13 protein-coding genes are annotated in these 12,023 nt (G+C 69.4%); 5 read left to right on the top strand and 8 right to left on the bottom strand.

The genetic code is table 11. The features are described 5' to 3' along the window. The first annotated feature begins 76 nt into the window (after positions 1–76). Positions 77–1,015, top strand: coding sequence for a LysR family transcriptional regulator (locus ACLJRL_RS06415; RefSeq protein WP_410655047.1), 939 nt, complete (start codon positions 77–79; stop codon positions 1,013–1,015). Here ACLJRL_RS06415 and ACLJRL_RS06410 read toward each other — a convergent pair. The 3 genes from ACLJRL_RS06410 to ACLJRL_RS06400 form a co-directional block, all read right to left on the bottom strand. After that, the gene (locus ACLJRL_RS06410; protein WP_410655046.1) at positions 1,008–1,475 is read right to left on the bottom strand and encodes a hypothetical protein; all 468 of its coding nucleotides are present in this window, start codon (positions 1,473–1,475) and stop codon (positions 1,008–1,010) included. The genes ACLJRL_RS06415 and ACLJRL_RS06410 overlap by 8 nt on opposite strands. A gap of 93 nt (positions 1,476–1,568) precedes the next feature. Then, positions 1,569–2,075, bottom strand: a complete 507-nt coding sequence (locus ACLJRL_RS06405) for a flavodoxin domain-containing protein (protein WP_410655045.1) — start codon at positions 2,073–2,075, stop codon at positions 1,569–1,571. 100 nt (positions 2,076–2,175) lie between these two features. Continuing rightward, the gene (locus ACLJRL_RS06400; protein ID WP_410655044.1) at positions 2,176–3,384 is read right to left on the bottom strand and encodes a nitric oxide synthase oxygenase; all 1,209 of its coding nucleotides are present in this window, start codon (positions 3,382–3,384) and stop codon (positions 2,176–2,178) included. A gap of 387 nt (positions 3,385–3,771) precedes the next feature. On the opposite strand from ACLJRL_RS06400, the gene ACLJRL_RS06395 reads away from it, so the two are divergent. Continuing rightward, positions 3,772–4,788: a CobW family GTP-binding protein gene (locus ACLJRL_RS06395; RefSeq protein ID WP_410655043.1), complete on the top strand. Its 1,017-nt coding sequence runs from the start codon at positions 3,772–3,774 to the stop codon at positions 4,786–4,788. A gap of 111 nt (positions 4,789–4,899) precedes the next feature. Beyond that, positions 4,900–5,166, top strand: a complete 267-nt coding sequence (locus ACLJRL_RS06390; RefSeq protein WP_410655042.1) for a hypothetical protein — start codon at positions 4,900–4,902, stop codon at positions 5,164–5,166. A gap of 23 nt (positions 5,167–5,189) precedes the next feature. Here the strand turns inward: ACLJRL_RS06390 and ligD are convergent, their stop codons facing one another. From ligD to ACLJRL_RS06375, 3 genes are read right to left on the bottom strand one after another with little or no spacing between them, the layout of a single operon-like run. Further along, complete coding sequence (ligD, locus tag ACLJRL_RS06385) at positions 5,190–6,194, bottom strand: non-homologous end-joining DNA ligase (protein ID WP_410655041.1); 1,005 nt, start codon at positions 6,192–6,194, stop codon at positions 5,190–5,192. Then, positions 6,191–7,270, bottom strand: coding sequence for an ATP-dependent DNA ligase (locus ACLJRL_RS06380; RefSeq protein ID WP_410655040.1), 1,080 nt, complete (start codon positions 7,268–7,270; stop codon positions 6,191–6,193). The genes ligD and ACLJRL_RS06380 overlap by 4 nt, the downstream gene beginning before the upstream one ends. A gap of 51 nt (positions 7,271–7,321) precedes the next feature. After that, entirely contained in the window at positions 7,322–8,464 is a 1,143-nt protein-coding gene (locus ACLJRL_RS06375) for a DUF1015 family protein (protein ID WP_410655039.1), read from the bottom strand. 120 nt (positions 8,465–8,584) lie between these two features. Between ACLJRL_RS06375 and ACLJRL_RS06370 the strand changes: the two genes are divergently transcribed. Beyond that, a complete protein-coding gene (locus ACLJRL_RS06370; protein WP_410655038.1) occupies positions 8,585–10,105 on the top strand; it encodes an MDR family MFS transporter in 1,521 nt (506 codons plus the stop codon). On the opposite strand, the gene ACLJRL_RS06365 is transcribed toward ACLJRL_RS06370, so the two are convergent. Next, on the bottom strand, positions 10,102–10,992 hold the full coding sequence (locus tag ACLJRL_RS06365) for a TIGR03854 family LLM class F420-dependent oxidoreductase (RefSeq protein ID WP_410655037.1): 891 nt from the start codon (positions 10,990–10,992) through the stop codon (positions 10,102–10,104). The two genes, ACLJRL_RS06370 and ACLJRL_RS06365, sit on opposite strands and share 4 nt — an antisense overlap. 358 nt (positions 10,993–11,350) lie before the next feature. Beyond that, on the bottom strand, positions 11,351–11,473 hold the full coding sequence (locus tag ACLJRL_RS06360; RefSeq protein WP_410655036.1) for a hypothetical protein: 123 nt from the start codon (positions 11,471–11,473) through the stop codon (positions 11,351–11,353). A 66-nt stretch (positions 11,474–11,539) separates the two neighbouring features. Here ACLJRL_RS06360 and ACLJRL_RS06355 point away from each other — a divergent pair, with 66 nt between their 5' ends. Continuing rightward, complete coding sequence (locus ACLJRL_RS06355) at positions 11,540–12,019, top strand: TetR/AcrR family transcriptional regulator (protein WP_410655035.1); 480 nt, start codon at positions 11,540–11,542, stop codon at positions 12,017–12,019. Positions 12,020–12,023 lie beyond the last annotated feature (4 nt).

Raw genomic sequence — 12,023 nt, 5'->3', positions numbered from 1 at the left:
GTCAGCGTTGACTCGTTGACTGTGATCCAGGCCGCCTATAGAGGTCAAGCAAGAGTTTCGCATAGACTGATGCACTATGCGCATGGATCTGACGGTGCAGCAGCTGCGGGCGGTGGTCGAGGTCGCCGACGCGGGCGGCTTCACGACCGCCGCGAAACGGCTGCACCTGGCGCAGTCGTCACTCAGCCGGGCGATCGGGGAGGTCGAACGGCGAGTCGGGGTGCCGCTGTTCGAACGGACCACCCGCAGCCTGGTGCTGACCACCGAAGGCGCCGAATTCGTCCGCATCGCGCGGACCGTCGTCGAGTCCTTCGACACCGGGATGCGGCATTTCACCGGCTTCCTCGCGGGTACGCGGGGCAAGGTCCGGATCGCGACGCTCCCCTCGCTCGCCGCGATCCTGCTGCCGCCGGTGGTCGCGGACTACCGGCGGCGGCACCCCGGCGTCGAACTGTCCATTGAGGACGCGCTCTCCGGGGAAGTCCTCGAGAAGGTCCGGGCGGGCGACGTCGACCTGGCCGTCACGGTGGTGTCCGAGCCGCTGCCCGGTCTGCGCGTGCACGACCTCGCCGCCGACCGGTTCTGCTGTGTCTTCCCGCGAGGACATCGGTTCGACGGGACGGAGACGCTGTCCTGGACGGATCTGACGGAGGAACCGTTCATCACCTTCTCCGCGGCGAGCAGCATCCGCGGCCTCGTCGACCGGACGCTGCGCGCCACGGAAACGGTGCCCGGCCGGGCGATCGAAGCACGGAACATCGCCGCCGTCGCCGGGCTGGCGGCGGCCGGTCTCGGCATCTCCGTGATCCCGGGGCTCGTCCTGCCGCTGATCGAGTTCGCCGGGCTGCGCGCCGTCCCGCTCGAGTCACCCCCGCTGGAGCGCTCGATCGCGGTGGTCCTCGATCCGGATCGCCCGCAGGCGGCCGCCGTCAAGGATTTCCTGGCGGCACTGCTCGGCGCGCGGGACACCGCGACCGCGTTGCCCCGCCACGCCCGGTGGGTGCATCCTACTTAGGCGGACGCAGCCGCGGGGAAAGCTTGGTGAGCGCCAGTTTCTCCAGCTGAGCCGAGATCTCCGCGAGTCCGGCGTCGAACCGGTCCAGGTCGACGCCACGCTCGGCCAGGTCGCCGCGGACGTGCTTCTCGACCTTCGCCCAGTCGTTGCGGTACCGGGTGGCGAGTTCCTTCCACGGCACACCGGCCAGCTCGGTGGCCCGCTCCCGGTCGTAGGTGATCAGCCCGCGCTCCATCAGATAGGCGATCCCCGGGTAGCCGAGGTAGCCCTGCCAGTACGAGCCGTTGTCGTTGGCCGTGATGGACCCCGCGGCCGGATCGTGGCGCACGTCGTAGGTCTTGGCCTTGTCCGACGACGCCACGCGCGCGGTGTCACCGTCCAGCTCGACCCGCCCGTCGGCCACCGCGCCGAGCGCCTCGTAGACCTTGATCACCGGTGACGGCTTCCATTCCGCGGCCACTCAGCCCTCCAACCGTTCGAGCAGGACGACGTCGGTCCAGCCACCCTTGTCCATGGGGGAACCCTACGACAGGGCACCGACGAAAACGGCGTTTCAGAGGGTGACGCGGATACGCACGCTACGGCCGACGTCGCGGGCCCAGGCACGGATCGTCGGCCAGTCGCGGAAGTCGCCCGCCCAGGGACCGGAGGCCATGACCTTCCAGAACAGGCCGCGCGCGGTGGCCGGGGTGAGCCTGCCGCCGAAGGTGGCCGTGCGCTCGGCGTCGATCCGCGCGGCCAGCAGGGCGATTCCCACCGGAAGGCTGACGCGCTTGCCCGCGGCCAACGGCCCGCAGGGACCACTGTGGAACAGCCAGACCGGCCGCCGTCCGAGGGCTTCTTCGTGCTCGGTGAGCAGAGAGACCGCTTCCGGCATCCAGCGCCGGCGATACAGGGCGCTCCCGACGACGACCGCGGCGTACGGCTCGACGTCCGTGACGTCGGCGGCGTCCCGCACGTCGACCGGCAACCCGGCCTCGCGCAGCACCTCGGCGATCACCTCGGCGATCTCCCTTGTCCCGCCGGATTTCCCGGCGTGGGCGACGAGTACTGCGGCCATTCCCCCATTGTCCGCCCGGGCGCAACCCGTACCGCCGTCCGGCCGATCGACACGCCGCATTCGGCTCACCCCTCACCCGTCGGGGCGCATGGAGCGCCGCTTACTCAGGAGGCAGGAAGGCCGGCCTCACGGCCGGATCCGGTTCGTCGTAGTAACGGTGGAACACGGCGGTCTGCGCGCCGGACATCGGCGGAACGATCCAGCTCCACTCCGCCTGGCAGCGGCGGCCCGCCCGTTCCTCCTTGGCGATATGCGTGAGGAACCGCCGCGATTCGCTGTGATGGTCGGCGACGGTCACGCCCGCCGCGTCGAAGGAGTGCTGGACCGCGAGCGTCAGTTCGACGAGCGCGCGGTCGCGCCAGAGCGTCCGCTCCGACGCCGTCGACAGGCCCATCAGGTCCGCGATCACCGGAAGGAGGTCGTAGCGGTCGGAATCGGCCAGGTTGCGCGCGCCGACCTCGGTGCCGAGGTACCAGCCGTTGAACGGTGCCGCCGCGTACTGGACGCCGCCGATGAGCAGCCGCATGTTGCTGATCGCCGGTACCGCGTGCCACCGCAGTCCCAGCCCGGCGAACCAGCGGTGGTCCGGATGCGACAGTGGCACCTCCAGCACGGCGTCGGACGGCAGGCGGAAGAGCCGCCGCTCGCCCGGTTCGGACTCGATCAGCAGCGGGAGCACGTCGAAGGAACCCTTGCGCTCCGGCGGTCGCCAGCCGTGTCCCTGGACGTCTTCGGTGAAGTCGGCGTAGCGCGGGTCGCCCAGCACGGAGCCGTCGCTGAGCCGGTAGCCGGCGTAGCGGATGAGCTGGTCATTGTGGATTCGCGGGCCGGGCCCGTCGGGTCCGTCGGGAGCGAACACGGTGATGGTCGAGCGGATCCGGCCCGCCCGGGTCGCGTCACGCAGGTGGGCGACGCATTCGTCGGCGATGGCGGCGGCTCCGGTGACTTGGCGACGGTCCCGCACCTTCAGTCCCTGCCAGTACAGCCTGCCGATGCACCGGGCGGAGTTCCGCCAGGCGACCCGCGCCCCGAATTCGAGTTCACCCGCGGTGTGCCGGTACGTGCCGGTCTCCTGGATTTCGGCGCGGACCCGGTCGAGCCGCTCGTGAAGCCGCGCCTCCCCGATACCCGACTCGTGGTGGAACAGCCGGAGGAAGTCCTCGGCTTCGGCCACATCGACGCTCCGTCGCGGGGGACCAAGGTCCGGAGGCAAGCGGGGGATATCCGTCACCCGCATGGAGGCAGTCGAGACTTCAGCTTCCCACTCTCCGAATTCGACGCCGGTACCGGCGGCGGGAACGATCACCATTCCTCCTGCGCTTCGCAAATTACCGGAGGATCAAGCCGCTCGGTGAGCTGGCCGGGTCCAGACCAGACGAGGAACGATACCCCACAAAAACACCAACACGCTCCACCAAATGGCAGAAGCCCCGCCATGGACACGGTTCTAGCAGGTAGAAAGCGTGCGGGTGACAATATTTAGAATTGCGTCCGACTTCGCAGAAGATTCACCGAATTACACTCGGTAAAATGATCACGACCATTCAAGATCCCGTTATGATCGTTTTAGCCGACACCATTAGTCACACTTTCGAGTGCATTTACCCGCACGGCCTTCTCCTTTTTCCCCGGACCGGTGTATTGACCGGCACCGGCCGTCGCTAGAGTGCGGGGAACTCCGGCGGAAAGGAAACTCGTGGTCGACAGGCGGATCCCGGTCATCCTGGTCGCGGGCTTCCTCGGTTCCGGGAAGACGACCCTGCTCAACCACCTGCTGGCCAACCGCCAGGGTGCGCGGATCGGCGTCGTGGTGAACGACTTCGGGAGTATCGCCGTCGACGCGATGGCCGTCTCCGGCCAGGTCGACACGATGATGTCGTTCGGCAACGGCTGTCTGTGCTGCGCCGTCGACGCGAGCGGCCTCGACGCGATGCTGGCCAAGCTTTCCGAGGCCGAAGCCGGTATCGACGTCATCGTGGTCGAGGCCAGCGGGCTCGCCGAACCGCGCGACCTGATCCGCCTGATGATCGCCAGCGAGAACCCCGCCATCGCGTACGGCGGTTTGGTCGAACTCGTCGACGCGGCCGAGTTCGAGGCGACCAGGCAGCGCCATCCGGAACTCGACGAGCACCTCCGCTTCGCCGATTTGATCGTGCTCAACAAGACCGACCGGGTCGGCGAAGACGCCCTCGTCAAGCTCGGCGGCACGATCGACGAGATCGCGCCCGGCACGCCGGTGATCACGACCTCCCACGGCCGGATCGACCCCGCGCTGTTCTTCGACGCCCGGCCGCGCGAACGGGCCGGGCAGATGTCCTTCGACGACCTCCGCGAAGAAGAGCACGACCACGAGCACCACTTCCACACCGCGTACGACAGCGTCGCGTTCACCTCGGACCGGCCGCTGGACCCGCGCGGGCTGATGGACTTCCTCGAACAGCGCCCCGGCGGGCTCTATCGAATCAAGGGCTTCCTCGACTTCGGCCCGAACGGCCCGCGGTCACGGTTCGGCGTGCACACCGTGGGCTCGTTCATCCAGGTCGAGCGGTCGGCGTGGCCCTCGGGCGAGCCGCGCCGGAGCGAACTGGTGCTGATCGGCTCGGGGATCGACACCGAGGCCGTCACCGCGCGCCTTCAAGCCTGCGTCACGGACGATCACGCGGCCGTGGACGAGCGCGGAATGCTCCGCGTCCTGCGGTTCATTCAGGACTGACAGGACTGACACGCCGAAAGGCGGAAATACCGGGAATCGCCGCGTGTCTCATTGACACTGGCGTGCGGAAAGAATCTCGAGCTGGACCACCTGTATCGGGAGGACAGTTCCATGACGAACGCCGCCGGACGCTGGTATCTGGTCGGTGCGCTGCCGGAGGACTCCCCCGCCGCACATCTGATGACCCGCTCCGAAGACCTCCGCTATCGCCGTTCCGCCTGCGGGGACAAGGAATCCCGCATGTGGACGCCGGTGGATCTGGCCGCGACCGACGTCGCCCCGTGCCCGCGGTGCGCCGCGACCCTGCCGGGTCACCGTTCCGCGCGCAAGGCCGAGCCGATGGCCGGCGCGCAACTCGCCTTCGACCTGCCGCTCTGAGCCAGTGGTTCCGATCGTGACCACTAGTCGGCTTTCTTGGCCCGGCTCGGCGCGACGCGAGGCGGTTCGTTCGGCATCTTCGGATAGACCGGCGGCCATGGCGCGTCCATGAGCCCGTCCTCCATGTCCTTCCTGGACATGGCCAGCAGCGGCTCGATCGACTGTGGTTTCGTGTCCGCCCAGGGATCCCCGCGTTCGGCGAAGCGGGCGGGCACTGTGGACAGCGTGAGCTTGTCGGGCTCGACGGTTTCGAGTTCGTCCCAGCCGATCGGCGTCGACACCTGCCCGCCGACCCGCGGCCGTACGCACCAGGCACCGAACACGGTCTTGTGCGGCGCGTTCTGGTTGAAATCGACGAACACCCGGGAGCCGCGCGCCTCCTTCCACCACTGTGCCGTCATCTCCTCCGGATGGCGGCGTTCCAGTTCGCGGGCGAGCGCGACGGCGGCGGCGCGGACCTCGTAGCCGTCCCATTTCGGTTCGAGCGGCACATAAAGATGCAGCCCGCGCGAACCGGACGTCTTCAGCTGCGCGGTGATGCCCAGTTCGTCGAGCAGCGCCTTCGTCAGTACCGCACCCTGCCGCAACTCGGGGAAGCCGATCCCGGGCGACGGGTCGAGGTCGACGCGCAACTGGTCGCTGATGTCCGGTGCGTCGGCCCGGTTCGGCCAGACATGGAAGCCGAGGCAGCCCTGGTTGACCGCCCAGATGACGTGCGCGAGGTCCTTGGCCACGAGAGCGTCCGAAGTGGTCCCGTTCGGAGTGGACACCACCGTCGTGGTCAGCCAGTCGGGCGCGTTCTTCGGGACCCGCTTCTGGAACCAGGACTTGCCGCCCGCGCCGTCGGGATAGCGCTCCAGCAGCAGCGGGCGCCCGCCGAGCTGCGCCAGCAGCGGCACGGAGACGGCGCGGTAGTACTCGACGAGGTCCAGTTTGGTCTCGCCGTTCTCGGCGAAGTAGACCTTGCCCGGATTGGACACCGTGAACTCGACGCCGTCGAGGTCGAGCGTGACCGGCTCCGCCTTCATGCTTCCCCCAGCTCGGTGAACAACGTGGCCAGTTCGGCCGGCGGAACCTCTTCGAGCTGCGCGTACGTGCACGAGGCCGGATCCCGGTCCGGGCGGAAGCGCACGAGCCTGCCGCCGTGGCGGAACCGCGTCCCCTCGACGTGTTCGTAGCGGACCTCGGCGACCCATTCGACGCGGACCGGCTCCCAGCTCAAGTCCTTCTTCGGCGCCCACCGGCTCCCCGCGCCGGGCATCTGCCCGCCCGCCTCTTCGTGGGCCTCGACCCACTCTCGCCAGGGGTGGTTCTCCAGCGCGTTCTCCCGCAGCGGCGCGAGTTCGCCGACCAGTTCCCGGCGCCTTTCGGCGGTGAAACTGCTGGCCACGCCCACGTGATGAAGGATGCCTTCGTCGTTGTAAAGCCCGAGCAGCATCGATCCGACGCCGGCACCGTCCTTGTGCCACCGGAATCCGGCGACGACGCAGTCGGCGGTGCGCTGGTGCTTGACCTTCCACATGAGCCGCTTGTCCTGCTCGTACGGCGCGTCGGCGGATTTGGCCATCACGCCGTCGAACCCCGCGCCTTCGAACCGGGTGAACCAGTCCTGGGCGACGTCCGCGTCCTCGGTCAGCGGGGTCAGGTGCACCCGCGCGAACTTCGTGTCGACGACGCTTTCGAGCAGTTTCCGCCGCTCCCCGAACGGCTCCGGGGTCAGATCCCGGTCGTCGAGGGCGAGCAGGTCGAACACCACGAAACTCGTCGGCGTCTCCGCGGCCAGCTTGTTCACCCGCGACGCCGCCGGGTGCAGGCGCAACTGCAGCGCCTCGAAGTCGAGCCCGCCCTCGGTGACCAGCACGATCTCGCCGTCGACGACGCACCGCTCGGGCAACGCGTCCTTGAGCAGGTCGACCAGTTCGGGGAAGTAGCGCGTGAGCGGCCTGTCGTTGCGCGAGCCCAGCACGACCTCGTCGCCGTCGCGGAAGACGACGCAACGGAAGCCGTCCCACTTGGGCTCGTACAGCAGCCCCGGCGTACGCGGCAGTTCGTGCACGGCTTTGGCCAGCATCGGCTTCACCGGCGGCATCACGGGCAGGTCCACGAGGGCGATCCTAAGCCGGGCCTCCGACAAAAGCTCCTCGGAAAGGACTCCCTAGACGTCGGCCAGGAGGAGGCCGCTGCGCGGTTTCGGCGTGAAATACGTGGCCTTCCTCGGCATCCTCAGCCCGGCCGCGTGCACGGCGAGCACCTCCGCGTACGGGACCGGGGCCAGCAGCAACACCGCGTCCGCGTCTTCCGGCACCGGGGCGCCCGGAAGCAGCGGCCGCACGCCCGGCCCGTCCGGATCGACGCCGAGCGCGCCGCGGAGCAGGTCCTGTTCGACGACGGCGTGGTCACCGCCCGCCTTGCCGAGCAGGACCCGGAACGCCGACTCCCCCACCACCACGGTCACCTCTCCGGCTTCGGTGGGCGGCGAAGGGAGTCCGGGCAGGACTTCGAACCCCGCCTCCAGCCAGCGCCGGACCAGCGTGCCCGCGTCGAAGCCGGTACCCGTGAGCACCCGGTGGATGGGGCCGATCCGCAGCCCCGGCCCGCCGGTCACCAGCGCCAGCAGCGCTCCGCTCCCCGACGCCGCGGCGGCCGCGACCCGGTGGTTGCCGTCCGCGACCAGGAGATCCATCTCGTCCAGCGCCGCCAGCAACGCGTCCTGGCCCGCACCGGGGCCGGCGAGCCACAGTTCGTGCTTGCGGCCCACACCGTCCACTGTGGACAAAGTGGGCTCGAGGCCGCCGCAGATCTGTTCGACCAGCGCGGTGAACTCGCGGCCACCGGTGGCGGGCACCAGCATCGCGGCGCTGGTCGCGCAGCCGAGCCCGGCGAGCATCGCGGCCCGTTCCGCGACGACGTCCGGATAGACGTCCTCGGTGTGCCGGACCCTGGTCATCCCGTTGTCCCGGACCGCCGCCGGGTCGACCAGGCAGAGCACGCCCAGCGCGACACCGTCCGGCCCGTCGATGCGGTAGGGCGCGACGACGTCGGCCACCGGACGGTAGTGCCGCTCGCGGATCCGCTCCAGGGTGTCCCTGGCCTGCGGCAGCGCTTCCTCGATCGACAGGCCGCCCGCCAGCGCGGCCGGGGTCCTGGCCGGATGCTGGACGGCCAGCAGGCTGTCTCCGGAGGCGACGGCGAGCGCGGCGACCACCCGGTCCGGGTCGGCGAACTCGTCGACGTCGGGCCCGGGGACGGCGTCGCGGACGACCCAGCCGCGGCGGAGGGGGCGGATCCAGGTGCTCATCCGATCCATTTTGCGGGATAACTCACCGAATAAATCGATCCCATGACCGGGTGTCTCCATGGAATGCTTACCCATGCGAAGCAGTTGCCGCCGTTCATGAGCCCGAGGAGATCGCCACAGATGACCACCCCGGCCCCGGACACCGCGAAGGAAGGGGTCGGTTTCCGCTCCGAACGCGGCCCCGTCCTGATCGCCGTGATGCTGTGTTCCGGCCTGATCGCGCTGGACTCGACCATCATCGCGACGGCGGTGCCCTCGGTGGTCGCCGATCTGGGCGGCTTCTCGCAGTTCCCGTGGCTGTTCTCGATCTACCTGCTCACCCAGGCCGTCACCGTGCCGCTGTACGGCAAGTTCGCCGACGTCCTCGGCCGGCGGCCGGTGATGTTCTTCGGGATCGCTGCGTTCCTGCTGGGCTCGGTGCTCTGCGGCGCGGCCTGGAGCATGCCGGTGCTGATCGCCGCCCGCGCGGTGCAGGGCATCGGCGCGGGCGCCATCCAGCCGATCGCGCTCACCATGGTCGGCGATATGTACACCGTCGAGGAACGCGCCAGGGTGCAGGGCTATCTCGCCAGCGTGTGGGCCATTTCCTCGGTGGTCGGGCCGACGCTGGGCGGCGTGTTCGCCGAGTACCTCGACTGGCGCTGGATCTTCTTCATCAACCTGCCGCTCGGCGCGCTCGCCGCGTGGATGCTGCACCGGAACTTCTCCGAGCGCGTCGAACGCCGCTCGCACCGCATCGACTACCTCGGTGCCACGCTGTTGACCCTGGGCTGCTCGCTGCTGATCCTCGGCCTGCTGGAAGGTGGCGTCGCCTGGGGCTGGGCGTCCGTGCCGAGCCTGCTGATCTTCGGCGTCGCGCTGGTCATGCTGGTGAGTTTCGTGCTGGTGGAACGCAAGGCGGACGAACCGGTGGTGCCGTTGTGGATCTTCACCCGGCGGACCCTGATCGGCGGGAACCTGATCGCCGTCGTCGTCGGCATGCTGCTGATGGGGCTCACCTCGTATCTGCCGACCTACGCGCAGGGCGTGCTCGGCACCGGCGCGCTCGTCGCCGGGTTCGCGCTGGCGGCGCTGACCGTCGGCTGGCCGATCTCGGCGTCGCTGGCGGGCCGCGTCTACATGCGGATCGGCTTCCGGGACACCGCGCTGATCGGCAGCGTGATCGTCATCGCCGGCGCCGCGATGACGGTTTTCCTGGCGGCGGGGTCGTCGATCTGGCTCGCGGCCGCGGCCGCGTTCGTCCTCGGTATCGGCCTGGGCCTGGCGTCGAGCCCCACGCTGGTGGCTGTGCAGTCCACCATCGGCTGGGAACGCCGCGGCGTGGTCACCGCGACGAACATGTTCAGCCGTTCGCTGGGCAGCGCCGTCGGCGTCGCGATGTTCGGCGCGATCGCGAACGCGACGCTGGCGAACCGCTTCGCCAACCCGCCCGCCGGGGTCGAGAACCTGCCGTCCGGCGTCGACGCGACCAGCGTCGTCCTGGAGGGCAACGGGCCCGCCACGCCGACGACGACGTTCGTGCGTGACGCCCTCGCGGACGCCACGCACCACGTCTTCCTCGCGATGCTGGTGATCGCGGTGCTCAGCGTGGGCGCGCTGCTGCTGATGCCGCGGCGGACCGAGCAGCTGAAGTTCGACTAGTTCTGCAGCGGGATCGCGTGGTCGACGAAGTTCTCGACGAACCGCTCGATCGGCTCCGGTCCGGCAGGGTAGAGCACGAACTTGCTCAGCCCGGCGTCGATGTACTCGCCGACGAGGTCGCGGGCGGCCGCCCAGCTGCCCGCGATCAGACGGGACGGGTCGGCGTCCGAACGCGCCGCGATCGAGGCCGCGAGCGCGTCCGGGATCCCGTTATCGGCGACGATGAGGCTGATCCCGAAGTGGTCGGCCTCGACCTCGCGGCCCGCCTCGGCCGCCGCGTTCTGGATCGCCTCGCGGCCGGCCCGGGCCTCCTCCGGCGTGAGGAAACTGGCCAGCCAGCCGTCCGCGAGCCTGCCGATCCGGCGCAGCGCGCCCGGCGCCTTCCCGCCGAGCCACAGGTCGAGCCGCTTGACCGGGCGCATGCCGAGGCTCACCCCCTCGACGCGGAAGAACTCGCCCTCGAAGGTCACCTCCTCCTGCGTCAGCAACGCCTTGATCAGCCGCAACGACTCGTCGAACACCCCGGCGCGGCGACCTTGAGGCACCGGGAAAAGTGGCAGTTCCGGGTCGCGCGCGGGCTTGAGCCCGAACACCGGCAGGACCCGTTTCGGGGCGAACGCGGCCAGCGAGGCGAGCTGCTTGGCGACCAGCACCGGATCCCGGCCCGGCAGCACCATCACCCCGGTGCCGACCTTGAGCTTCGCCGTCCTGGCCAGCGCGTGCGTCATCCCGACGACCGGGTCGACCCGGGGCGAGTACACCGCCTCGGGCAGCCAGAGCGAATCGACGCCCTCTCGTTCGAGCAGATCGACAGCGGCGCCGAACTCCTCCGGCGCCGTCCCGGTCCCCAGCCCGACGCCGAGCCTGATCTTCAGGTCCTCCGCCACACTCGCTCCCTTCCGCCATGCCCCCGTACCCCCAGTGTTCCAGGCGGGACCGACAGTGCCGGGCGCTTCGACCAGCTGGGCTGCTCGTCTCACTGCGGAGCCCGGCATCAGTGGCGAGGCAAGGGGGTGTGTGGAAATAGAGACGTTGAGTGTCCCTATTTCCACACAGCCTCCGTCCTGGTCCTGGGGTCGCAGGCGGCCCGGCGTCAACCACGCCACCTTCGCCCTCCCACCCCATAACCCGAATCGCCACTCACGACCCCGCAAGCGCCCCGCACGTGATGGATTGGTCCGACGTGTCTAGGTCGTGAGAGCCGGCCGCGTTTAGTCCTCTAATTGCGTTCAGGCCGACCCGCGCTCAGAGGCCTTCCTTGCCGGTCGCCCAGTAAGGCCTCGTCGTGATGGCGCGACGCGGCAGGACCCGACGGTCGACGAGCACCCGCCGTTGGTCCTGAATGGACTGTGCGTGCCCCAGCAGCACCGCCCCCTCCAGCCCGTCGAGTGTGCCGTCTTCAGCTCGCTTTCGCGCCGGTTCCCAGGGAGTGCCATGACGTCGGAGCAGCGCCGGATCCAGCCACGTAAACAGCCTCGCCAGGTCCGGGCCGAGCTGCTGATCCGCCACCTCGACGGCGACCGGGCCACCGCGACGCTCCGCCGTCACGAAGACCTGCCGGAGTCACTCGAGGACATCATGCGGGTGTTCGTGCGAACGGTGATCGAGAACCATCTCGACGACCCGGAACTGCTGCGGATCATGATCGAGCATGCGCCCCGCTCCGGCGAACTGCTGGAGAAGGTCACCCGGCAGGAGTGGGAGCTGATCGGTGATCTGCGGGACCTGTTCGGCCGCCACCCGGAAGTCCGGGTCCAGGACAAGGACACGGCCGCCCGGCTCGTGACATCCACTGTGGAGATGACCGTGCACCAGCTCATCGCCGCGCCCGGCTCCATCGACACCACACGGCTGGAGAACGAGCTCGTGGCGATGATCACCGGCTATCTTCGTACGGACACGGCGAGCGAGTGAGCCG

The sequence above is a fragment of the Amycolatopsis sp. lyj-112 genome (assembly GCF_046549055.1).
In the GTDB taxonomy this organism is placed as follows: domain Bacteria; phylum Actinomycetota; class Actinomycetes; order Mycobacteriales; family Pseudonocardiaceae; genus Amycolatopsis.
The sequence above is the reverse complement of the archived record's forward strand: the minus strand, read 5'-3'. Positions and strand labels throughout refer to the sequence as shown.